22 protein-coding genes are annotated in these 20,668 nt (G+C 67.6%); 12 read left to right on the forward strand and 10 right to left on the reverse strand.

From position 1 onward, the window contains the following. The first annotated feature begins 48 nt into the window (after positions 1–48). The 5 genes from ACIIOY_RS09565 to ACIIOY_RS09585 all read left to right on the forward strand — a co-directional run bounded on the left by ACIIOY_RS09565 (position 49) and on the right by ACIIOY_RS09585 (position 4,928). The gene (locus ACIIOY_RS09565) at positions 49–429 is read left to right on the forward strand and encodes a methylglyoxal synthase (protein WP_411034419.1); all 381 of its coding nucleotides are present in this window, start codon (positions 49–51) and stop codon (positions 427–429) included. A gap of 63 nt (positions 430–492) precedes the next feature. Continuing rightward, positions 493–1,518, forward strand: a complete 1,026-nt coding sequence (locus tag ACIIOY_RS09570) for a glucokinase (RefSeq protein ID WP_411034420.1) — start codon at positions 493–495, stop codon at positions 1,516–1,518. 119 nt (positions 1,519–1,637) lie between these two features. Next, positions 1,638–3,431, forward strand: a complete 1,794-nt coding sequence (locus tag ACIIOY_RS09575; RefSeq protein ID WP_411034421.1) for an ABC transporter ATP-binding protein — start codon at positions 1,638–1,640, stop codon at positions 3,429–3,431. A 19-nt stretch (positions 3,432–3,450) separates the two neighbouring features. Then, positions 3,451–4,269, forward strand: coding sequence for a 4-hydroxy-tetrahydrodipicolinate reductase (dapB, locus tag ACIIOY_RS09580; RefSeq protein ID WP_411034422.1), 819 nt, complete (start codon positions 3,451–3,453; stop codon positions 4,267–4,269). A gap of 23 nt (positions 4,270–4,292) precedes the next feature. Continuing rightward, the gene (locus ACIIOY_RS09585) at positions 4,293–4,928 is read left to right on the forward strand and encodes a 2,3-bisphosphoglycerate-dependent phosphoglycerate mutase (protein ID WP_411034423.1); all 636 of its coding nucleotides are present in this window, start codon (positions 4,293–4,295) and stop codon (positions 4,926–4,928) included. A 47-nt stretch (positions 4,929–4,975) separates the two neighbouring features. Here the strand turns inward: ACIIOY_RS09585 and ACIIOY_RS09590 are convergent, their stop codons facing one another. Both ACIIOY_RS09590 and ACIIOY_RS09595 read right to left on the reverse strand, forming a co-directional pair. Next, positions 4,976–5,848 carry a methylated-DNA--[protein]-cysteine S-methyltransferase gene (locus ACIIOY_RS09590; RefSeq protein ID WP_411034424.1) on the reverse strand — a complete coding sequence of 291 codons (873 nt, stop codon included), beginning with the start codon at positions 5,846–5,848 and terminating at the stop codon, positions 4,976–4,978. A gap of 61 nt (positions 5,849–5,909) precedes the next feature. Next, positions 5,910–6,410 (reverse strand): DUF2244 domain-containing protein, encoded by a 501-nt coding sequence (locus ACIIOY_RS09595; RefSeq protein WP_411034425.1) that lies wholly within the window; start codon positions 6,408–6,410, stop codon positions 5,910–5,912. A 22-nt stretch (positions 6,411–6,432) separates the two neighbouring features. On the opposite strand from ACIIOY_RS09595, the gene nth reads away from it, so the two are divergent. Continuing rightward, positions 6,433–7,197, forward strand: a complete 765-nt coding sequence (gene nth / locus ACIIOY_RS09600) for an endonuclease III (RefSeq protein WP_411034426.1) — start codon at positions 6,433–6,435, stop codon at positions 7,195–7,197. On the opposite strand, the gene ACIIOY_RS09605 is transcribed toward nth, so the two are convergent. Continuing rightward, positions 7,187–7,762, reverse strand: coding sequence for a TetR/AcrR family transcriptional regulator (locus tag ACIIOY_RS09605; RefSeq protein WP_411034427.1), 576 nt, complete (start codon positions 7,760–7,762; stop codon positions 7,187–7,189). The genes nth and ACIIOY_RS09605 overlap by 11 nt on opposite strands. 139 nt (positions 7,763–7,901) lie before the next feature. Here ACIIOY_RS09605 and ACIIOY_RS09610 point away from each other — a divergent pair, with 139 nt between their 5' ends. Further along, a complete protein-coding gene (locus tag ACIIOY_RS09610) occupies positions 7,902–8,327 on the forward strand; it encodes a VOC family protein (protein WP_411034428.1) in 426 nt (141 codons plus the stop codon). Here ACIIOY_RS09610 and ACIIOY_RS09615 read toward each other — a convergent pair. Continuing rightward, positions 8,310–9,035 carry a sulfate transporter family protein gene (locus tag ACIIOY_RS09615; protein ID WP_411034429.1) on the reverse strand — a complete coding sequence of 242 codons (726 nt, stop codon included), beginning with the start codon at positions 9,033–9,035 and terminating at the stop codon, positions 8,310–8,312. The two genes, ACIIOY_RS09610 and ACIIOY_RS09615, sit on opposite strands and share 18 nt — an antisense overlap. Positions 9,036–9,189: 154 nt before the next feature. Here ACIIOY_RS09615 and ACIIOY_RS09620 point away from each other — a divergent pair, with 154 nt between their 5' ends. Beyond that, complete coding sequence (locus tag ACIIOY_RS09620; protein ID WP_411034430.1) at positions 9,190–11,211, forward strand: HAMP domain-containing methyl-accepting chemotaxis protein; 2,022 nt, start codon at positions 9,190–9,192, stop codon at positions 11,209–11,211. Positions 11,212–11,228: 17 nt separating this feature from the next. Here ACIIOY_RS09620 and ACIIOY_RS09625 read toward each other — a convergent pair whose 3' ends face one another. Beyond that, entirely contained in the window at positions 11,229–12,290 is a 1,062-nt protein-coding gene (locus tag ACIIOY_RS09625) for a lysine-2,3-aminomutase-like protein (protein ID WP_411034431.1), read from the reverse strand. Next, entirely contained in the window at positions 12,287–13,342 is a 1,056-nt protein-coding gene (gene epmA, locus ACIIOY_RS09630) for an EF-P lysine aminoacylase EpmA (RefSeq protein WP_411034533.1), read from the reverse strand. Before epmA ends, ACIIOY_RS09625 begins: the two co-directional genes overlap by 4 nt. A 161-nt stretch (positions 13,343–13,503) precedes the next feature. Between epmA and efp the strand changes: the two genes are divergently transcribed. Continuing rightward, the gene (gene efp / locus ACIIOY_RS09635) at positions 13,504–14,073 is read left to right on the forward strand and encodes an elongation factor P (protein ID WP_411034432.1); all 570 of its coding nucleotides are present in this window, start codon (positions 13,504–13,506) and stop codon (positions 14,071–14,073) included. A 125-nt stretch (positions 14,074–14,198) separates the two neighbouring features. Then, positions 14,199–15,191 (forward strand): adenosine kinase, encoded by a 993-nt coding sequence (locus tag ACIIOY_RS09640; RefSeq protein ID WP_411034433.1) that lies wholly within the window; start codon positions 14,199–14,201, stop codon positions 15,189–15,191. On the opposite strand, the gene ACIIOY_RS09645 is transcribed toward ACIIOY_RS09640, so the two are convergent. After that, positions 15,184–15,723: an SH3 domain-containing protein gene (locus ACIIOY_RS09645; protein ID WP_411034434.1), complete on the reverse strand. Its 540-nt coding sequence runs from the start codon at positions 15,721–15,723 to the stop codon at positions 15,184–15,186. The genes ACIIOY_RS09640 and ACIIOY_RS09645 overlap by 8 nt on opposite strands. A 180-nt stretch (positions 15,724–15,903) precedes the next feature. Between ACIIOY_RS09645 and ACIIOY_RS09650 the strand changes: the two genes are divergently transcribed. Next, positions 15,904–16,908, forward strand: coding sequence for a 2-hydroxyacid dehydrogenase (locus ACIIOY_RS09650; RefSeq protein WP_411034435.1), 1,005 nt, complete (start codon positions 15,904–15,906; stop codon positions 16,906–16,908). Between the two features lies 1 nt (position 16,909). Here ACIIOY_RS09650 and moeB read toward each other — a convergent pair whose 3' ends face one another. Both moeB and recF read right to left on the reverse strand, forming a co-directional pair. Then, on the reverse strand, positions 16,910–17,668 hold the full coding sequence (gene moeB / locus ACIIOY_RS09655) for a molybdopterin-synthase adenylyltransferase MoeB (protein ID WP_411034436.1): 759 nt from the start codon (positions 17,666–17,668) through the stop codon (positions 16,910–16,912). After that, the gene (gene recF, locus ACIIOY_RS09660) at positions 17,665–18,789 is read right to left on the reverse strand and encodes a DNA replication/repair protein RecF (protein ID WP_411034437.1); all 1,125 of its coding nucleotides are present in this window, start codon (positions 18,787–18,789) and stop codon (positions 17,665–17,667) included. Before recF ends, moeB begins: the two co-directional genes overlap by 4 nt. A gap of 213 nt (positions 18,790–19,002) precedes the next feature. Here recF and ACIIOY_RS09665 point away from each other — a divergent pair, with 213 nt between their 5' ends. Beyond that, positions 19,003–19,674, forward strand: a complete 672-nt coding sequence (locus tag ACIIOY_RS09665; RefSeq protein WP_411034438.1) for an HAD-IA family hydrolase — start codon at positions 19,003–19,005, stop codon at positions 19,672–19,674. Between the two features lie 113 nt (positions 19,675–19,787). Here the strand turns inward: ACIIOY_RS09665 and ACIIOY_RS09670 are convergent, their stop codons facing one another. Next, positions 19,788–20,447 (reverse strand): peroxiredoxin, encoded by a 660-nt coding sequence (locus ACIIOY_RS09670; RefSeq protein ID WP_411034439.1) that lies wholly within the window; start codon positions 20,445–20,447, stop codon positions 19,788–19,790. Positions 20,448–20,668 lie beyond the last annotated feature (221 nt).

The following is a 20,668-nucleotide window of genomic DNA, read 5'->3' on the forward strand; positions in this document are numbered from 1 at the left end:
AGGCGTTCAAATCGATTTAAAATTCCCGCCGTTCGTCAAGGGACGCCCATGTCGCGCCAAAAATGCATCGCGCTCATCGCGCATGACGAGAAGAAGGACGACATGGCGGCCTTTGTCGCCCATTACGAGAAGGTGCTGTCGCGAGCCAGGATCGTGGCGACCGGAACGACCGGCGGCCGGGTGCTGGAGGCCTGCCCCGGCCTCGACGTGACGCGCCTCAAGAGCGGCCCGCTCGGCGGCGACCAGCAGATCGGCGCGATGATCGCGACCGGCGAGATCGACCTCCTCATCTTCTTCGTCGATCCGCTCACCCCGATGCCGCACGACGTGGACGTCAAGGCCCTGATGCGGCTTGCGATCGTCTACGACATTCCGATGGCGCTGAACCGCGCGACGGCCGAACATCTTCTCGACTTCGCGGCCGGTTGACGGCAACCTCCGCCATGCAATAGCGAAAAGCGGACCATCCGCGAGAAAGAACGGGACAGCTTGATGGCACGGCCGAGCGACAGCGACACGAACCTCCCCTTCCCCATCCTCGTCGGCGATATCGGCGGCACCAATGCGCGCTTCGCGCTCTTGGTCGACGCCTTCGCCGAGCCGAAACAGTTCCCGATCGTGCAGACGGCCGACTTCGCGAATATCGACGACGCGCTCCAGCAATGCATCCTCGACAAGAGCTCGGTGCAGCCGCGCGCGGCGATCCTGGCGCTTGCCGGCCCCATCGAGGGCGACGAGGTGCCGCTGACCAACTGCCCCTGGGTGGTGCGCCCGCGCGACATGATCGCCAATCTCGGCTTCGAGGACGTGCTCCTCGTCAACGACTTCGAGGCGCAGGCGCTCGCCGTCGCCTCGCTCGGCGACGAGGACCGGGAGAAGATCGGTCCCGGCATCGAGCGCCATTCGGCCTCGCGCGCCGTGCTCGGCCCGGGCACCGGCCTCGGCGTCGCCGGCCTCGTCCACGCCCGCCACACCTGGATCCCGGTTCCGGGCGAAGGCGGCCATGTCGATGTCGGCCCGCGCAGCGAGCGCGACTACCAGATCTGGCCCTTCCTAGAGCCGATCGAGGGCCGTATCTCCGCCGAGCAGCTTCTGTGCGGGCGCGGCATCATGAACATCTACCGCGCCGTCTCGGCCGCCGATGGCGTGGATGCGCCGCTCGCGACGCCCGCCGAGGTCACCTCCAAGGCGCTCGCGCAGGAAGACCGCGCGGCGATCGAGACCGTCTCGCTGTTCTGCACCTATCTCGGTCGCGTCGCCGGCGACATGGCGATGATCTTCATGGCCAAGGGCGGCGTGTTCCTGGCCGGCGGCATCTCGCAGAAGATCCTGCCGGCGCTGCGCGCCTCGGAATTCCGCGCCGCCTTCGAGGACAAGGCGCCGCACAGCGCCCTGCTCAAGTCGATCCCGACCTATGTCGTCACCCACCCGGTCGCGGCGCTTGCGGGCCTTGCCGCCTTCGCGCGCATGCCCGACCGTTTCGGTGTTGCAGCCGAGGGACGCCGCTGGAAAAGGTGACGGTTTCGGTGAAGCTTCGGCACACCGCGGACTCGCCAAAGACGGACTGACACCCTATAGAGCGGCCAACGGGCCGGTTATGCCGGCCACCGCCGAGACCGTGCAGGAAAGTCAGTGTATTGGCCGATCAGAGTCGAACCGAGCGCCAACCCGTCAGCTCCGACACCGTCGCCACCGTGCTCAAGCGTGTCATCGCCGAAAACGGCCGGGAGCATGTGCGCGGCTACGCCACGGCGATCGCCTGCCTTGCCGTCGTGGCGCTGACGACGGCGTTTACCGCCTGGATCATGGAATCGGTGGTCAATGAGGCCTTCGCCAACAAGCGCGCCGACCTCGTCATGATCATCTGCAGCGCGATCTTCGCCGCCTTCGTGCTGCGCGGCTTTGCGACCTATTACGAAGCCGTCATCCTCTCCAAGATCGGCAACAACATCGTCGCGCGGTACCAGCGCCGGCTCTATTCGCACCTGATGGCGCTCAGCGTCGGCTTCTTCAACGAGTCGCGCTCGGCCTACCTCGCCGCCCAGATCAGCCAGAACGTCACCGGCATCCGCGACGTGCTGAACATGACGGTCACCTCGCTTGCCCGCGACGTCCTGACGCTCGTCGCGCTGATCGGCGTGATGATCTCCAAGGACTGGCTTTTGACGCTTCTCGTCTTCGTCGTCGCGCCGCCGCTCCTGCTCGGCCTGCGCTACGTCTCGAAACGTCTGCGCAACGCGACGCGCGAGGCGGTGGAACTGAACAGCCACGTGCTGGGCGCCATGCAGGAGACCATCCAGGGCATCACCATCGTCAAGGCCTTCACCATGGAGGCCGAGCTCAAGAACAAGGTGGAGGCCATCATAGACGAGGCGGAACGCCGCTCGAACCGCATCGCGCGGCTGACCGAGCGCACCGCGCCGATGACCGAGACCTTCGCGGGCTTTGCGATTTCCGGCGTGCTCGCCTATGCCGCCTACCGCTCGATCTACGCCGGCGTGATGCCGGGGGCCTTCTTCTCCTTCGTCGCCGCGCTGCTGATGGCATACGATCCGGCCCGCCGCCTCGCCCGCCTGCAGGTCTCGCTGGAGCGCGCGGCCGTCAACGCGCGCATGATCTACGAGATCCTCGACCTCAAGCCGCGCCAGGCCGACCGCGCGGACGCCAGGCCGCTCGCCATCTCCGACGCGACCATCACCTTCCGCAACGTGCGCTTCGGCTATTCGGAAAACGAGACGATCCTGAAGGGCGTTTCCTTCACCGCCGAGGGCGGCAGGACGACGGCGCTCGTCGGCCCGTCCGGCGCGGGAAAATCCACCGTCATCAGCCTCATCCCGCGCTTCTACGATCCGGCGGAGGGTGAAATCCTGATCGACGGGCAGGACATCGCCCATGTGACGAAGCAGTCGCTCAGGAACGGCATCGCCTACGTCTCGCAGCAGCCCTACCTCTTCGAGGGCACGATCCGCGACAACATCCGCTACGGCCGCCCGGATGCCACGGACGCCGAGATCGAGGAAGCCGCGCGCCATGCCTACGCGCACGACTTCATCCTCGCCCAGCCGCTCGGCTACGACACGCCCGTCGGCGAGAACGGAGTGACGCTTTCCGGCGGCCAGCGCCAGCGGCTTTCGATCGCCCGCGCGCTGGTGCGCAATGCGCCGATCCTCCTGCTCGACGAGGCGACGTCGGCGCTCGACACCGAGTCCGAGCAGGCCGTGCAGAAGGCGCTGGACGAGGCGATGAGCGGGCGCACCGTCGTCGTCATCGCGCACCGGCTGTCGACCGTCGTGCGCGCCGACAAGATCATCGTGATGCAGGACGGCAAGGTCGTCGAGGAGGGCACGCACGAGGTGCTTGCGGCGCGCGAGAACGGCCTTTACGCTCGCCTCAACAACCTTCAGGCGCCCGCCGGCAGCACGGGCAAATAACAACGGACAGGGAAAAAGCATGAGCGGCAACGCAATGAAGCTGGTCGTCGTCGGCGCCGCCGGCCGCATGGGCCAGACGCTGATCCGCACCATCCACGCCGTCGACGGCGCGGAGGTCTTCGCCGCCGTCGAGCGCGAAGGCTCGCCCTTCGTCGGCCGCGACGCCGGGGAACTGGCCGGCCTCGGCCCGATCGGCGTGCCGGTCACCGACAGGCCGCTCGAAGCCTTCGTGGAAGCGGAAGGCGTGCTCGATTTCACCGCGCCCACCGCGACCGTCGAATTCGCCGGCCTTGCCGCCCAGGCACGCATCGTCCACGTGATCGGCACGACCGGCTGCTCGGCGGAGGACGACGGGAAGATCAAGGCCGCAGCCCGCCATGCCCGCATCGTCAAGTCGGGCAACATGAGCCTCGGCGTCAACCTGCTCGGCGTGCTGACGCAAACGGCCGCGCGCGCGCTCGGCCCGGCCGACTGGGACATCGAGATCCTGGAAATGCACCACAAGCACAAGGTCGATGCGCCGTCGGGCACCGCGCTGCTGCTGGGCGAGGCCGCCGCCAGCGGGCGCGGCATCCCGCTTGCGGAGAATTCCGTGCGCGTGCGCGACGGGCATACCGGCCCGCGCCCCCCCGGCGCGATCGGCTTTGCCACGCTGCGCGGCGGCTCGGTGATCGGTGAACACTCGGTCATCATCGCCGGCGAAGGCGAGTTGGTGACGCTGTCGCACAGCGCGACGGACCGCTCGATCTTCGCCCGCGGCGCGGTGCAGGCGGCGCTCTGGGCGCGCGACAGGAAGCCAGGCTTCTATTCCATGCTCGACGTGCTCGGGCTCAACTGATCCAAATACGGGAGACAGACCATATGAGCGGAACCCTCGTCCTCGTTCGCCACGGCCAGAGCGAATGGAACCTGAAAAACCTCTTCACCGGCTGGCGCGACCCGGACCTCACCGAACTCGGCATCGAAGAGGCCAAAACCGGCGGCAAGGCGCTCGCCGAAACCGGCATCAGGTTCGACATCGCCTTCACTTCCGACCTCATCCGCGCGCAGAAGACGCTGAAGATCATCCTCGACGAGATCGGCCAGCCGGGCCTCGAGACGATCCGCGACCAGGCGCTGAACGAACGCGACTACGGCGACCTCTCCGGCCTCAACAAGGACGACGCCCGCGCCAAGTGGGGCGAGGAGCAGGTGCATATCTGGCGCCGCTCCTACGACGTGCCGCCGCCGGGCGGCGAGAGCCTGCGCGACACCGGCGCCCGCGTCTGGCCCTATTACCTCACGCAGATCCTGCCCCGCGTGCTGCGCGGCGAAAAGGTGCTCGTCGCCGCGCACGGCAATTCGCTGCGCTCGCTGGTGATGGTGCTCGACAAGCTGACGAAGGAAGAGATCCTGAAGCTCAACCTCGCGACCGGCGTGCCGATGGTCTACACGCTGAACGCGGATTCGACGGTGAAGTCGAAGGATGTGCTCGGGGACATGTCCGGGGCGCATTGAGCGCCGATAGGACAATGAAAGGGCCGGCTCTCGCCGGCCTTTCTCGTTCATGCCTTGCCCGATTCCCAGCCGAGCATGGCGCGCTTGCGCGTGAGGCCCCAATGGTAGCCCGTCAGCGCGCCGCTCTTGCCCAGCGCCCGGTGGCAGGGCACCACGAAGGAGATGGGATTGCGGCCGACGGCGGCGCCGACGGCGCGCGAAGCGGTCGGCTGGCCGAGCCTTTCGGCGATCGAGGAATAGGTGACGGCGCAGCCCATGGGGATGCGCAGGAGCGCTTCCCAGACACGGACCTGGAAATCCGAGCCGATCAGCACCACGCGCAGCGGCTCCCTCGGATCCCAGCGCTTCGGATCGAAGATGCGCACCGCATAGGCGGCGGTCGCCTCACGGTCCTCGACGTAATCGGCATTCGGCCAGCGGGACGACATGTCCTCGAAGGCGTCCATGCCGTCCGGCGCGTCGGTGAAGGCAAGGCCGGCAAGGCCCCGGTCGGTGATCATGACGAGCGCATGGCCGAAGGGGGACGGATGCAGGCCGTACCGGATGGTGAGACCCGCGCCGCGCGCCTTCCATTCGCCGGGCGACATGGCCTCGTGCGTGACGAAGAGATCGTGCAGCCGGCCGGGCCCGGAAAGGCCGACCTCGAAGCTCGTTTCCAGCAGCGGCAGTTCCTCCTGGCGCAGGAGGCGCTTGGCATGGTCGAGCGTGACGGCCTGCAGGAACGCCTTCGGCGAAAGGCCGGCCCAGCGGGTGAAGGTCTTCTGCAACTGGGTCGGCGACTGGCCGAGCCGGCCGGCGATGTCCTCGAGGCCCGGCTGCTCGCGGTAATCCTCCGTGATCAGCTCGATGACCCGGCGGACGGTCGAATAGTCGTCGCCCTCGGGGGTGATGTCGGCTTGCAAAGTCGCGGCAATGTTCATCGTTCTTCTCCTGTGCCGCCAGAAAAGCACGCTGCCAGCGTGCCCGCCACCCGATTCCTGCTCAGTAGCCGCGCTTCACGCGGGCGAGCGCGCCGGAGAAGGCGGAGGCGAAGCGCTCGCGGTCGTCGAGCGGCAGGAAGGTGCCGACGTCGGTCTCGCGCCCGTTGCCGCGCACATGCATGGCGGTGATGCCGATCTTCGCCTTGCGCGAGACGAGGAAGCGCGCCCAGAACGGGTTGAAGACGTGCTCCGTCTCTTTGCCCGACGGGCTGATCTTGCGGATCGAGATATTGGTGCGCGAGAGCGACACGACCTCGCGCGCCTTTGCCGCCCGGTTGTTCAGCCAGAAAGCGCCGAAGAGGATGAGGAAATCGAGGCCGAAGAACAGCACCACCGGCCAGGCGCCGGAGATCAGGAAGACGGCCATGTGGGCGAAGCTGAGCGCGCCGGCGATGATGAAGAAGATACGGTGCCCGTTCCGCCCGAGCGACCGGTAGGGGTGGAGCTCCGCGGAAAAGACCGGCAGGTCGTTCATCGTCATGTCGGCGTTGCCTTGCGTCATGGCGCATGACTATAGAAGCATCATGGAAAACGTGAAGACAAAAAAGATCGCCGCCGGCCCGCAACGCCGCAAGGCGCCCGCGCGGCAGCCGAAGAGCCTCTATTCGCGGGACGAATTGAAGGAGATCTTCCGCCGATTCTCCATCCAGCGGCCGGAGCCGAAGGGCGAGTTGGAGCACGTCAACCCCTATACGCTGGTCGTCGCCGTCGCGCTTTCCGCGCAGGCGACGGACGCCGGCGTCAACAAGGCGACGCGCGCGCTCTTCAAGGTGGCCGACACGCCGGAAAAGATGCTGGCGCTCGGCGAGGAGAAGCTGCGCGACTACATCAGGACGATCGGGCTCTACCGCAACAAGGCGAAGAACGTCATCGCGCTCAGCCGGATCCTCGTCGAGAGGTTCGGCGGCGAGGTGCCGCGCACCCGCGAGGAGCTCATGACGCTGCCCGGCGTCGGGCGCAAGACGGCGAACGTGGTGCTTTCCATGGCCTTCGGCCAGGCGACGCTGGCGGTCGACACCCATATCTTCCGCATCGCGAACCGCCTCAGGCTCGCACCCGGCAAGACGCCGGACGAGGTGGAGGACAAGCTGATCCGCATCATCCCGGACGAATATCTCTACCACGCCCATCACTGGCTGATCCTGCACGGACGGTACTGTTGCAAGGCGCGCAAGCCGGAATGCGAGCGCTGTGTCATCGCCGATCTGTGCAAGTCGCCGGAAAAGACCTGCGACGTGCCGGCCCCGCTCGTGGAGCTGCCGCCGCAGGTCTTCGGCGCTACGCCCTGACGAGCCCGTCGAGAAGCCCGGCGATCGCGCCTTCATAGGCCTCGCGGTCCGCGCCCGCCTCGATGGCGATCGCCGCGCGGTCGAAAGCGGCGGAGAGAAGGTCCGTCAGCGCATCCAGCGTCTCCGCCTTCGCGCCCGGCCCCAGCAACTCGGCGAGCCCCGCCTTCAGCGTTCCCGCGGCATTTTCCCGGTCGATCGCGCCCGCGCCCTCGAAACCGAGCACGGCGGGCGCCTCCAGCAACAGCAGGCGCGTGCGCCCGGGCGCGGCCATCGCGTCGAAATAGGCGGAGGCGCCGAGGAGCAGCGCCTCGCGCGGCGAGCCGGCCGGCAGCGAGACCTTGTCGATATGTCCGGCCACGGCTTCGGCCTCGCGCTCCAGCGTGGCGCGGAAGAGCGCCTTCTTGTCCTCGAAATGATGGTAGAGCGCGCCGCGCGTCACCCCTGCTTCCGCCACGATGTCGGGCGTTGCGGTTTCCGCATAGCCCCTTTCCACGAAGAGCCGCCTTGCCGCCTCGATCAGGGCAAGGCGCGTGGCTTCCGTGCGTTCCTTGTTGCTGCGTGCCATTTTCCCTCTTTACATACAAACTGAATGTATGTTAATTGATAGAAACATACAGACTGTATGTTTAGCGCAAAGGCAGCCCCAGTAAAGATGCAAAGCGGTTTGCATCTTGGATTTACGGAAAATCACGAGAGGAAAAGAGATGAAAACGACCAGCTACTACCCCGTCATCATGACCGACGACGTCGCCGGCACCGCCGCCTTCTACGAGACGCATTTCAAGTTCGAGGCCCTCTTCACCAGCGACTGGTATGTTCATCTCCAGTCGCGCGAGGACGAGAAGGTGACGCTCGCCGTGCTCGACGGCAGCCACGAGACGATCCCCGCCGTCGGCCGCGGCAAGGTTTCCGGCCTGCTGCTCAACTTCGAGGTGGAGGACGTCGACGCCGTCTACGAGGCCGTCCGGGCGGCGGGACTGCCGATCCTGCGCGACATCCGCGACGAGGATTTCGGCCAGCGCCATTTCATCACCGCCGATCCGAACGGCGTGATGATCGACGTCATCAAGCCGATCCCGCCGAACGAAGATTATGCGGCCATGTACGACGCGTCAGTCCTGCCCCAGTGAGAAGCCCGGATCCCTGCGGCTCAACGCCTTGTGGAGATGCACCATGAGGCCGGCGGCGAAGAGCGGCGTCAGGAGGTTGACGATCGGGATCGCCAGGAAGGCCGCCACCAGCAGGCCGGCGAGAAGGACCGTGGAGGCGTGCTTGGCCCGGAACAGGCGCGCCTCCGCCGGCGAGCGGTGGCGCATCGCCGCGAACTCGAAGAATTCGCGGCCGAGCAGATAGCCGTTGACCAGGAAGAAGGCGACGAGGTTCACCCCTGGAATGAACAGCAGGAGCAGCGCGACGAGGTTGCCGGCGACGACCACGCCGAGGAACTTGATCGAGCCGGAGATCGCCTGTCCGAGCGGCAGGGCCCTGCCGGGCGCATCGGCCGCATAGTCGCGCGTCTCGATGACCTCGGCGACATCGTCGAGGAAGAAGCCGGCGATGATCGCCGTCACCGGCGCCAGCAGGAGGGCGAGGCCCAAGGCGAGGCCGATGCTCGCGATGATGCCGAAGACGAAGGTGAGCCAGCCCGCCCATTCCGGCAGGTCCGGCATCATCGCGCCCTGGAGCCAGGGCCAGGCGAAGGCGATGAAGCTTTCGCGCAGGCCGAACCAGACGACGACGAGGGCAAGGACGGTGAGCCCGATGACCTTCCAGAAGACGCCCCGCGTCTCGGGAGCGAAGAGATTGGCGAGCGAACGCCGGGCAGCATCGAGGATCATCGAAAACTCCTGTTCGCCCTCGATGTAGGATGTGGAAAAGCGCTCGGCAAGGCAGGAGATCGGGACCGCCCATTAAGCCGGCGTTAAACGACCGCTCCTAGACTTTTGCGCATCCGCACGAAGCCGTGCCGCCAAAGAAAACCAGGGAACTGTCATGCGTAATGTCCGGATCAGCAGGCTCCTGCCCGCGCTCTTCGTCCTCATGGTCGTTCTGGGCGGGCTGCAAGGCGCGGTCGCCTTCCGCTCGCTTTCCGCGATGACCGGCCATATCGAGCGCATCGGCGCCGAACGCATGCCGCAGATGAGCTCCATCCTGCAGCTGAGCCACGCCTTCTCCGAGCTCAACGCCACCTATTCCGAACACCTGCTGTCGATGGACCCGGACGAGATCGGCCGCATCGAGGCACGCATCAAGGAACGTGCCGATGCCTTTGCCGGAATGGTGGATTCCTACGCCGCCGCCAACAGCGGCGATGCGGCGACGGCCGCCGCGGTCGACGGCATCAAGGTCACGCTGAAGACCTACCTCGACGAGGCCGCAAAGCTCCTCCAGTTCTCCGCCATCGCCGCGAAGGGCCCGGCGCTCGACGTCTACAAGGGGCCGATGCAGGCGAGCGCCGATGCGATCACCGCGTCGCTGAGCGACCTCGTCGCCCGCACCCAGAACGTCACCGAGGAGACGATCCTTTCGGCCCGCGCCGAGGAAGGCACGGCTTTCGCGCTCACCTGGGCATCGCTCGCTGCGGCGATGGGGCTTGCCGTCGCCGCCATCTTCCTCGTCAACCGCCGTGTGGTGAGGCCGCTCAACGGGCTAGCCGGTGCGATGAAGCGCCTTGCCGAAGGCGACATGACCTTCGCCATTCCCCATGCCGACCGCAAGGACGAGATCGGCGAGATGGCCGGCACCGTCGCCGTCTTCCGCGACAACGCCGCCGAACGCCAGCGCCTGGAGCGCCAGAGCGAGGAGGACCGCCGCCGCGCCGACAGCGAGCGCCAGGCCCGCGAGGCCGAGCGCACGCGCGACAGCGGCCGCGTTCAGGAAGCCGTCGCGAGCCTTGCGGAGGCGCTCGGCAAGCTCGCGGCCGGCGACATGACCTGCCAGATCGAAAAGCCCTTCGACGGCGATCTCGACCGGCTGCGCGAAGACTTCAACGCCTCCGTCTTGCGCCTCAGCGACGCGCTGCGGGAAGTCGGCGAGAACGCCCGGGCGATCGATGCGGGCGCCAGCCAGATCCGCGCCGCCGCCGACGACCTCTCGCGCCGCACCGAGCAGCAGGCCGCCTCCGTCGAGGAGACCGTCGCGGCGCTGGAGGAGATCACCACGACGGTCAAGGATTCCACCCGGCGGGCGGAGGAGGCCGGCGCGCTCGTCGCCCGCACCCGCTCGGGCGCCGAAAAATCCGGCGAGATCGTGCGCCGCGCCGTCGCGGCCATGCAGGAGATCGAGAAATCCTCCAGCGAGATCACCAACATCATCGGCGTCATCGACGACATCGCCTTCCAGACGAACCTTCTGGCGCTGAACGCGGGTGTGGAAGCCGCCCGCGCCGGCGAGGCGGGCAAAGGCTTTGCGGTCGTGGCGCAGGAGGTGCGCGAGCTCGCCCAGCGCTCGGCCAAGGCCGCCAAGGAGATCAAGGCGCTGATCACCACCTCCGGCGAGCAGGTGCGCTCTGGCGTTTCGCTCGTCGGCGACACGGGCCGCGCGCTCCAGACCATCGTCACCGAGGTCCAGGAGATCAACAGCCACGTCCAGGCGATCGTGGAAGCCGCGCGCGAACAGTCGACCGGCCTCCAGGAGATCAACACCGCCGTCAACACCATGGACCAGGGCACGCAGAAGAACGCCGCGATGGTCGAGGAGACGACGGCCGCCAGCCACGGCCTCGCCGCGGAAGTGCAGGCGCTCAACGCGCTGATCGGCCGCTTCAACGTTGGCGAGTCCGCCGCCTCCGGCCGCACCGTGCACGCACCGCATCTGCATGTCGTGTCCGCGCCTGCGGCGCCTGCCCCGGAAGCAAGGCCCGCCCGCAAGTCGCCCGGCCAGTGGAACGTCAAGGCCGCCTCCGGCGCCTCCCGCCCGGTCAGCTCTCCTGCGCTCGCCCTCAACGAAAAGCTCGCCGGCGCCCTCGGCGTGCGGCAGGAGAAGGGCAACGAAGGAGACTGGGAAGAGTTCTGAGAACGGCGCGAGAACCGCTACGCCTCGCCCCCTGCCGGCGGATAGGCATGCCTGCCGCCGCGGAAATCGCGCACGCGGAAGCAGCCGTCGTCCGCCTCCTCGACGGCCGTTGAATCGGCGCGAACCTTGCCGTGCCCGCCGGGAATGTCGAGGATATAGGCCGGCTGGCAGAGGCCGGAGACACGGCCGCGCAGGCTTTCCACCAGCGCCCTGCCCTCGGCGAGAGACAGGCGGAAATGGGACGTGCCGGGTGCAAGGTCCGGGTGGTGCAGGTAGTAGGGCTTGACCCGGTTCTCGACGAAGGCGCGCATCAGCTCGGCGAGCACCGAGGCGTCGTCGTTGACCCCCTTGAGCAGGACCGTCTGGCTGATCATCACCATGCCGGCATCGACGATACGGGCGATCGCGGCCCCGGCCTGCGGCGTGAATTCCCGGGGATGATTGGCGTGGAGCGCCACATAGGTCGTCTTGCCGGAAGCTTTCAAAGCGGCGACGAGCGCCTCGTCCACACGCGCCGGATCGACGACGGGCACGCGGGTGTGGAAGCGCACGATCTTCACATGGCCGATTGCCGCAAGCCGCTCCATGATGGCCTGGAGGCGGCGCGGGGAGAGAACGAGCGGATCGCCGCCCGTCAGGATGACCTCCCAGATCTCGGGCCGCTCCGCGATATAGGCGATGGCCGCATCGAGCGCCTTGGCGGACAAGGTGCCGAGCCCCTCCGGCCCGACCATCTCGCGCCGGAAGCAGAAGCGGCAATAGACCGGGCAGACATGCACGGCCTTCAGGAGCACGCGATCCGGATAGCGGTGGACGATGCCCTCGACCGGGCTGTGCGCGAGATCGCCGATCGGGTCGGCCCGCTCCTCCGGCAGGGTCACGAGTTCGGCGGCATCGGGGATGAACTGGCGGGCGATGGGATCGAGGGGATCGCCTGCATCGATCAGCGAGGCGAGGGACGGGGTGACGGCGACGGAATAGCGCTCGGCAACGGCGGCCGCGGCCGCCCGCTTGTCCTCGGGAACGAGGCCGGCAGCCGCAAGTTCGGCCACCGTCGTCAGGCTGCGCGCCGCCGTCATGGCGCGGTCTCCGCGACGGGCGCCCAGAGCACCTGGTCGATGCGCGACGCGCCCGTCGCCAGCATGACCAGCCGATCGAAGCCGAGCGCGATGCCGCTCGCCTCGGGCATGACGGCGAGGGCGGCCAGAAAGTCCTCGTCGAGCGGATAGGCCTCGCCGTAGACGCGCGCCTTCTCCGCCATCTCCAGCTCGAAGCGGCGGCGCTGCTCGGCCGCGTCCGTCAGCTCGCCGAAGGCATTGGCCAGCTCCACGCCGCAGGCATAGAGCTCGAAGCGCTCGGCGACGCGGCGGTCGTGCGGCGCTGGGCGGGCGAGCGCGGCTTCGGCCACCGGATATTCGCAAAGGATGGTGGCACGGCCGAAGCCGAGTTCCGGCTCCACCCTTTCCACCAGGACGCGGCTGAAAAGGTCGGCCCAGGTATCGTCCGCGGCAACGCGGAGGCCCGCCGCCTGCATGGCCGCGGCGAGGCGACGGCGGTCCGTCGCGCCGTCCGGGTCGATCGTGGCGAGCAGGTCGATGCCGGCATGGCGGCGGAAGGCGTCCGCCACCGTCAGCCGCTCCGGCGCAAGCGCCGGATCGCAGGCGCCGCCGCGGAAGGTCAGCGTCGCAGCACCCGCCGCCTCGGCGGCGAGCACGAGAATGCGCGCGCAATCCTCCATCAGCACGTCATAGGCCTCGCCCGCCCGGTACCATTCGACCATGGTGAATTCCGGGTGGTGCAGCGGTCCGCGCTCGCGGTTGCGGTAGACGTGCGCGAAGCAGGCGATGCGCCGCTCGCCCGCCGCCAGCAGCTTCTTGCAGGCGAATTCCGGCGAGGTGTGCAGGTAGAGCGGCGTTTCCGTGCCCGCATGGCCGATGGCGGCGGTCGCGAAGGCGTGCAGATGCGCCTCGTTGCCGGGCGAGACCTGCAGCGCCGCCGTGTCCACCTCGATGAAATCGCGCTCGGCGAACCAGGCCCTGAGCGCCGCCTGGATGCGGTTTCGCGCGATGAGGAACGGCCGGCGATCAGCATGGACGTCGGGCGTCCACCAGGGCGAGGGCTTCGGATTCATGGCGCTCATGTGACAGGTTTCTTCGGCCTTGCCGGCGGACAGACTGGTCTTTTGCCGGAATATAGGATAGTTGCGGCCCCGAAAACGCATTTTTCGGCGTTCGGGGACGTCGTCTCAGGCGGTCCTCTACGACGCGATCCATCCAGTTACAAGGAAGACTTATGGTAAAGATCATCGCCTCTTCCGTCCGCAAGGGCAATGTCCTCGAGGTCGAAGGCAAGCTCTATGTCGTGCTGACGGCGCAGAACTTCCACCCCGGCAAGGGCACGCCGGTCACCCAGATCGACATGCGCCGCATCTCCGACGGCGTGAAGGTCTCCGAGCGCTACCGCACGACCGAGCAGGTCGAGCGCGCCTTCGTCGAGGACCGCGAGCACAACTTCCTCTACGAGGACGGCGACGGCTTCCACTTCATGAACCCGGAAACCTACGACCAGCTCACCATGTCGCACGAGGACATCGGCGACCTGAAGGCCTATCTGCAGGAAGGCATGACCGTCATCCTGTCGGTGCACGAAGGCGTCGCCATCGCCATCGACCTGCCGCGCCACGTGACCCTCGAGATCGTCGAGACCGAACCGGTCGTGAAGGGACAGACGGCCTCCTCCTCCTACAAGCCGGCGATCCTTTCGAACGGCATCCGCACGCTGGTGCCGCCGCACATCACTGCCGGCACCCGTGTCGTCATCGCGACGGAAGACGGCTCCTACGTGGAACGCGCCAAGGACTGATCCGCCCTCACCGCGGGGCAAGGCCGCCCGCCGGAAACGGCCGGGCGGCTTTTTTTCTTCCAAGTTCCGGAAAATCCGTTAAGACCGAATCCCGGCTCCCACCCAACCGAGACGGAAACCCCCGCATGACCAAATTCGACGTGCTGACGGTCGGCAACGCCATCGTCGACATCATCGCGCGCTGCGACGAGAACTTCATCACGGACAACGGCATCATCAAGGGCGCGATGAACCTCATCGACGCGGAGCGCGCGGAACTGCTCTATTCCCGCATGGGCCCGGCGCTCGAGGCCTCCGGCGGCAGCGCCGGCAACACCGCTTCGGGTGTGGCGAGCTTCGGCGGACGCGCGGCCTATTTCGGCAAGGTCGCGCACGACCAGCTCGGAGAGATCTTCATCCACGACATCCGCGCCCAGGGCGTGCATTTCGAAACGAAGCCGCTCGCCGGCCCGCCGCCGACCGCACGCTCGATGATCTTCGTGACGCCGGACGGCGAGCGCTCGATGAACACCTATCTCGGCGCCTGCGTGGAGCTCGGGCCGGAGGACGTGGAGGAAAGCGTCGTCGCCGAGGCCAAGGTCAGCTATTTCGAAGGCTATCTCTGGGATCCGCCCCGCGCCAAGGACGCGATCCGCACATGCGCCCGTATCGCCCATGCCAACGGCCGTGAAATGTCGATGACGCTGTCCGACAGCTTCTGCGTGCATCGCTACCGCGGCGAGTTCCTGGACCTCATGCGCTCCGGCACCGTCGACATCGTCTTCGCCAACCGCGCCGAAGCGCTGGCGCTGTACGAGACGGAGGACTTCGAGGGGGCGCTGACGCGCATTGCCGCCGATTGCCGGCTGGCGGTCGTGACCATGAGCGAGGAGGGCTCGATCATCCTGGCGGAGGGCGAGCGGATCAAGGTGGACGCGATCAGCATTCCGAGCGTGGTGGACACGACCGGCGCGGGCGATCTCTATGCCGCCGGTTTCCTCTACGGCTACACGGCCGGGCGCACGCTCGCCGATTGCGGCCGGCTCGGCAGCCTTGCCGCCGGCCTCGTCATCCAGCAGGTCGGCCCACGCCCGCTGCTGTCGCTGGCGGAGGAAGCAAGGAAGGCCGGGCTTATTTGAAGGCTTCGCCCGGATAGGCGCCCCAGATCTCGTTCTGCGAAACCCAGCCGGTGGTGCCGTCCACCTCGGCGCGGCACCAGTCGCCGTTGCATTCGCCCACCTTGATGACGACGCCGGGCTGGATCCTGGCGACGACCGTGCTGTTCGCCGTCGCCTCGCGGCGCATGTTGACGAAGATGTCCTCGCCCTTGCCGCGCATCCACGGCGCGGTCACGGCGGTGCGCTCGCCGGAGAGCAGCGCCTGGTTGACCCAGCCCTCCGTACCGTCCGCATCGCGGATGCGGCGCCAGTTATCGTATTCCTGGATGATTTCGACCGGCACACCGGATTTCAGGTAACGCCAGGCGACGGCGTAGTCGACGCTCGGGCCGACGCGCAGGTTCACGCTCTTGGCCTTCAGGCTGACGAAGCGGGGCAGCGGCAGGCCGCTCGGGCCCTTGGCGGCCTGGGCGTGGGCGAGCTGGAGGCCGGCAACCGAAACGAGGATGCCCGCGAGGGCGAAAAGACTGAGACGGACGACAAGGTTACGCATGGAAGACCCGCACAAACTGGAAAGGACATCGGGCTGCCGTGCCGGTGCGCGGTGGCAAATCGCGGGGACCGCCCCTTGAGCGGATTGTCTTCGCGACCGGGTCTGGTAGAAAATGCCCCTGATGAAGCAATCCTTGCCCAACTTGGTTAAGGACCCGTCAACAGGACGCCGGAACATCCCATGACGCAGAAGAAAAAACCGAAGGTCTACATCACCCGCCGCCTGCCCGAGGTGGTGGAGACCCGGATGCGCGAACTGTTCGACGCCGAGCTCAACATCGACGACACGCCGCGCACCCAGCCCGAGCTCGTCGCCGCCGTGAAGACCGCGGACGTGCTGGTGCCGACGCTGACCGACCGGATCGACGCCGCGCTGATCGAGCAGGCCGGCCCCCAGCTCAAATTGATCGCCTGCTTCTCGAACGGCGTCGACAACGTGGACGTGGAGGCGGCCGCAAGGCGCGGCATCACCGTCACCAACACGCCGAACGTATTGACCGAGGACACGGCCGACATGACGATGGCGCTGATCCTCGCCGCCCCGCGCCGGCTTGCGGAAGGTGCGCGCATCCTGACGGACCGCAAGGGGGAATGGGCCGGCTGGTCGCCGACCTGGATGCTCGGCCGGCGCATCTGGGGCAAGCGCCTCGGCATCGTCGGCATGGGCCGCATCGGCACCGCCGTCGCAAAGCGCGCCAAGGCCTTCGGCCTTTCGATCCATTACCACAACCGCCACCGGGTGCACCCCGATACGGAAGACGCGCTGGAAGCGACCTATTGGGACAGCCTCGACCAGATGCTCGCGCGCGTCGACATCGTCTCGGTCAACTGCCCCTCGACGCCGGCGACCTACCATCTGCTCTCGGCCCGCAGGCTCGAGCTGATGCAGCCGACGAGCTATATCGTCAACACCGCGCGCGGCGGCATCATCGACGAGACGGCGCTGATCAAGTGCCTGAAGGAGGGCAAGATCGCCGGCGCAGGGCTCGACGTGTTCGAGAACGAACCGGCCGTCAATCCGAAGCTCCTGAAGCTCGCTTCGGAGGGCAAGGTCGTGCTGCTGCCGCACATGAGCTCGGCAACGCTGGAAGGGCGCATCGACATGGGCGAGAAGGTGGTGATCAACATCCGCACCTTCTTCGACGGCCATCGGCCGCCGGACCGGGTTCTGCCGAGCCGGGTCTGATTCAGGCTTTCCGCCGCCGGTACTTCAGCGTCTCGAATCGCGCTGCAAGACCGTCATACAGCATGAGCCGGCCGATCAGCGGCTCGCCGGCGCCGGTGAGAAGCTTGATCGTCTCCATCGCCATCAGCGTACCGATGACACCCGTCAGCGCGCCGACGATGCCGGCTTCGGCGCAGGCCGGCACGACGCCCGGCGGCGGGGCGGAAGGGAAGAGATCGCGGTAGCCGGGGTTGAGCGTCCCGTCCGCGGCCGCTTCATAGGGCTTCAGCACCGTCAGCGAACCGTCGAAACGGCCGACGGCGCCGGTGACGAGCGGGATGCGCGCCGCCTCGGCGGCATCGGCTGCGGCATAGCGCGTATCGAAATTGTCCGAACCGTCCACCAGCAGGTCGTAGCCGGCGAGGAGGCGCGCGGCATTTTCCGCCGTCAGCCGCTCGGCGATGCCGGTGAAGCGCACATGGGGGTTGAGGCGGGCGACGGCGGCTCCGGCGCTCTCGACCTTCGGCGTGCCGATGCCCGCCGTATCGTGGATCACCTGGCGCTGGAGATTGGAGAGCGAGACCGCGTCGTCGTCGAGGACCCCGATACGGCCGATGCCGGCGGCGGCGAGATACTGGATGACCGGCGTGCCGAGGCCGCCCGCACCGATAATCAGCACACCCGCCTGCTTCAGCTTCTGCTGGCCCGCCCCGCCGATCTCGGCGAGCACGATATGGCGGCGGTAGCGGTCGATCTCGTCGGGGCCCAGGGGATCGGTCATGTCACGATGCCTCCGTTCGAAACGGTGAGAAACTGCGCGCGCGCGCCGAGCGCGTCGAACATCGCCCGGTCGGTGCCGGTCATGAAGGCCTGGCCGCCGAGCGCGTCGACCCGGTCGAACAGCGCGGCGCGGCGGCCCTCGTCGAGATGGGCGGCGATCTCGTCCAGCAGCAGCACCGGCGCATGGCCGGTCATGCCGGCAACCAGACCGGCATGGGCGAGGACGAGGCCGACGAGCAGCGCCTTCTGCTCGCCCGTCGAGCAGCGCTCGGCCTCCATGTCCTTCTCGCGGTGGCGGATGAGGAGATCGGCACGGTGCGGACCGTCGAGCGTGCGGCCGGCGGCGGCATCGCGGTAGCGCCCCTCCTGCAGCATGGCAAGGTAGATTTCCTCGATCTCGTAGGCCGGGCGCTGCCATTCCGCGTCGAGGAAGCCGGAAAGCCGCATGGTGGCCGAGGGGAAGGGCCCGTCGTCGCGCGCCGCCTCGACGAGGCCGGAGAGCAGGCCGACGAGCTCGTGGCGGGCGTGGGCCATGGCGATGCCGAGCTCGGCCATCTGCCGTTCGAGCGCGGTCAGCCAGGCGGCATCGGGCCGCGGTTCGGAGAGAAGCCGGTTGCGGCCGCGCATCGCCTTTTCGTAATCCGCCGCGCGGCGGCCGTGCTCGGGATCGAGCGAGAGCACGAGCCGGTCGAGGAAGCGGCGGCGATCGGCGGAAGGCCCGGTGAAGAGGCCATCCATGGAAGGGGTGAGCCAGAGCACGCGCAGATGGTCCAGGAGCTCGTCGACGGTGCGGGCGGGCGTGCCGTTGATCCTGAGCTTCCGTGCCTGCCCCTCGTCTCCGCCTTCCGTGCCCGTGCCGATGTCGGTTTCGCCCATCATGCCGTCCACCGCTGCGAACACGGAAAATCCGCCCCCGCTGCCCGCGCGCACGACGTCGCCATAGGCGGCGCGGCGCAGGCCCCGCCCCGGAGACAGGAAGGAAACGGCCTCCATGAGGTTCGTCTTGCCCGCGCCGTTCTGCCCCGTCAGCACGACGTGCCGGCCGTCGAGCGCGAGCGACAGGCCCGCATAGTTGCGGAAGTCCGTGAGCTTGAGTCGGGAGAGGGAAACCTTGTGCGGCATGGGGTGAGAGCTAGAGCATTTTGCCGCCAAGGGGAATCACCTCGCGGCGCATAAATCGGGCGACAAGGGAAAGATAGGATCATGCCGGCCCTCGCCCAAGCCCCGAGGCGGCGCCCATGTCGGCGCAAGCCGGTTGCCCGCGCAGGCAGGAGGGGATAATCGGAAGGCCCGCCGCGCTTTGCATCCTCCCCCTCCAGCCAGCAGGTCACCGTCTTGTCCTTCCGTCCCGTCTTCGACTGCAGTTTCTCCGCCTTCCTCTTCGACATGGACGGCACGATCATCAACTCGATCCCGGCCACCGAGCGGGTCTGGACGCGATGGGCGCTGAAGCACGGGCTCGACGTCGCCACCTTTCTGCCGACCATGCACGGCGTGCGCGGCATCGACACGATCACCCGCCTCGGCCTGCCGGGCGTCGATCCCGCTGCCGAGGCGAAGGAGGTCGAGCGCGAGGAGATGGAGGACGTGGACGGCATCCTCCCGATCCCCGGCGCGATCGCATTCCTCTCTGCGCTGCCGGCCGGCCGCTGGGGCATCGTGACGTCGGCACCGGTCGCGCTCGCCCGCCGCCGCCTCGCGGCTGCCGGCATCCCGCTGCCCGGGGTCATCGTGACCGCCGAGGACGTGACGAGAGGCAAGCCGGCGCCGGACGGCTACCGGCTCGGCGCGGAACGGCTCGGCTTCGACCCGGCCGATTGCCTCGTCTTCGAGGACGTGCCGGCCGGCATCCTTGCCGGCGAAGGCGCGGGCGCGCAGGTCGTCGTGATGACGGCGACGCATCAGCACCCGATCGAGACCGGCCATCCGCTGCTGGACAGCTACGAAGGCGTGGCGCCTCACGTGGACCCCGACGGCAGGCTGCGGCTCATGCGCACCGCGGGCTGAGGCCCGCCCGGCGGTTCCACGGCCAGACTGGCGGCGGCGCATGAAAAAGCCGAGGTCTTACGACCCCGGCTTTCCGACTTGCGCTACCGTGAAGAGCGAAAGCCCGGAGCCGCTCAGGCGGCCGGCTGCCTGGTCTTGCGCAGATACGGCAGGACCGTGTCGAAGGAGCCGAAGCGGGCGATGGCGTCCTCGTTGGAGACGGCGGCGGTGATGATCACGTCTTCGCCCTGCTGCCAGTTCGCGGGGGTCGCGACCTGGTGCTTGCTGGTGAGCTGGATCGAGTCGATCGCGCGCAGGATCTCCGCAAAATTGCGGCCCGTCGTCATCGGATAGGTGAGGATCAGCTTGATCTTCTTGTCCGGGCCGATGACGAAGACGGAACGCACGGTGGCGTTGTCGGCAGGCGTGCGGCCTTCGGCGGTCTCGCCGGCGGCGGCCGGCAGCATGTCGTAGAGCTTGGCGACCTTCAGGTCCCTGTCGCCGATCAGCGGATATTCGACGTCGAAGCCGGTGGCGGTGCGGATGTCGGCCTTCCACTTGTCGTGGCTCTCGACCGGATCGACGGAAATGCCGATGATCTTGACGCCGCGCTTGCGGAATTCGCCTTCGATGCCCGCCATGGCGCCGAGCTCGGTGGTGCAGACGGGGGTGAAGTTCTTCGGGTGCGAGAAGAGCACGGCCCAGCCGTCGCCGATCCATTCATGGAAGTTGATGGTGCCGGCGGTGGTTTCGGCGGTGAAATCCGGAGCGATGTCGTTGATGCGCAGGCTCATGGGTATCGTCCTCTCTGTCGTGCGGGATCGCAGGCGAGACGCCCGCGAGAATACATCCGGCCGGTAGATAGAACGAAAAAGCCGCCTTGCCTATAGCCGTGCCCTTGCAAGCCGGGGCCGGAGGGAAGCGCAACTTTGCGCCGATTCGACCTTCGGCAAGAAGGCTTTCGGCAAGTTCCCGCCCATGCGCCAAACCGTTCTCCCGAGAGCCGCGACAGGGA

The organism is Shinella agrisoli (assembly GCF_046557955.1).
GTDB lineage: Bacteria > Pseudomonadota > Alphaproteobacteria > Rhizobiales > Rhizobiaceae > Shinella.

Excerpts from the sequence above, each read along its gene's own strand:
- ACIIOY_RS09565 (WP_411034419.1), top strand. The coding sequence starts at position 49 with ATGTCGCGCCAAAAATGCATCGCGCTCATCGCGCATGACGAGAAGAAG.
- ACIIOY_RS09570 (WP_411034420.1), top strand. The coding sequence starts at position 493 with ATGGCACGGCCGAGCGACAGCGACACGAACCTCCCCTTCCCCATCCTC.
- dapB (WP_411034422.1), top strand. The coding sequence starts at position 3,451 with ATGAGCGGCAACGCAATGAAGCTGGTCGTCGTCGGCGCCGCCGGCCGC.
- ACIIOY_RS09585 (WP_411034423.1), top strand. The coding sequence starts at position 4,293 with ATGAGCGGAACCCTCGTCCTCGTTCGCCACGGCCAGAGCGAATGGAAC.
- ACIIOY_RS09590 (WP_411034424.1), bottom strand. The coding sequence starts at position 5,848 with ATGAACATTGCCGCGACTTTGCAAGCCGACATCACCCCCGAGGGCGAC.
- ACIIOY_RS09595 (WP_411034425.1), bottom strand. The coding sequence starts at position 6,410 with ATGACGCAAGGCAACGCCGACATGACGATGAACGACCTGCCGGTCTTT.
- nth (WP_411034426.1), top strand. The coding sequence starts at position 6,433 with ATGGAAAACGTGAAGACAAAAAAGATCGCCGCCGGCCCGCAACGCCGC.
- ACIIOY_RS09605 (WP_411034427.1), bottom strand. The coding sequence starts at position 7,762 with ATGGCACGCAGCAACAAGGAACGCACGGAAGCCACGCGCCTTGCCCTG.
- ACIIOY_RS09610 (WP_411034428.1), top strand. The coding sequence starts at position 7,902 with ATGAAAACGACCAGCTACTACCCCGTCATCATGACCGACGACGTCGCC.
- ACIIOY_RS09615 (WP_411034429.1), bottom strand. The coding sequence starts at position 9,035 with ATGATCCTCGATGCTGCCCGGCGTTCGCTCGCCAATCTCTTCGCTCCC.
- ACIIOY_RS09620 (WP_411034430.1), top strand. The coding sequence starts at position 9,190 with ATGCGTAATGTCCGGATCAGCAGGCTCCTGCCCGCGCTCTTCGTCCTC.
- ACIIOY_RS09625 (WP_411034431.1), bottom strand. The coding sequence starts at position 12,290 with ATGACGGCGGCGCGCAGCCTGACGACGGTGGCCGAACTTGCGGCTGCC.
- epmA (WP_411034533.1), bottom strand. The coding sequence starts at position 13,342 with ATGAATCCGAAGCCCTCGCCCTGGTGGACGCCCGACGTCCATGCTGAT.
- efp (WP_411034432.1), top strand. The coding sequence starts at position 13,504 with ATGGTAAAGATCATCGCCTCTTCCGTCCGCAAGGGCAATGTCCTCGAG.
- ACIIOY_RS09640 (WP_411034433.1), top strand. The coding sequence starts at position 14,199 with ATGACCAAATTCGACGTGCTGACGGTCGGCAACGCCATCGTCGACATC.
- ACIIOY_RS09645 (WP_411034434.1), bottom strand. The coding sequence starts at position 15,723 with ATGCGTAACCTTGTCGTCCGTCTCAGTCTTTTCGCCCTCGCGGGCATC.
- ACIIOY_RS09650 (WP_411034435.1), top strand. The coding sequence starts at position 15,904 with ATGACGCAGAAGAAAAAACCGAAGGTCTACATCACCCGCCGCCTGCCC.
- moeB (WP_411034436.1), bottom strand. The coding sequence starts at position 17,668 with ATGACCGATCCCCTGGGCCCCGACGAGATCGACCGCTACCGCCGCCAT.
- recF (WP_411034437.1), bottom strand. The coding sequence starts at position 18,789 with ATGCCGCACAAGGTTTCCCTCTCCCGACTCAAGCTCACGGACTTCCGC.
- ACIIOY_RS09670 (WP_411034439.1), bottom strand. The coding sequence starts at position 20,447 with ATGAGCCTGCGCATCAACGACATCGCTCCGGATTTCACCGCCGAAACC.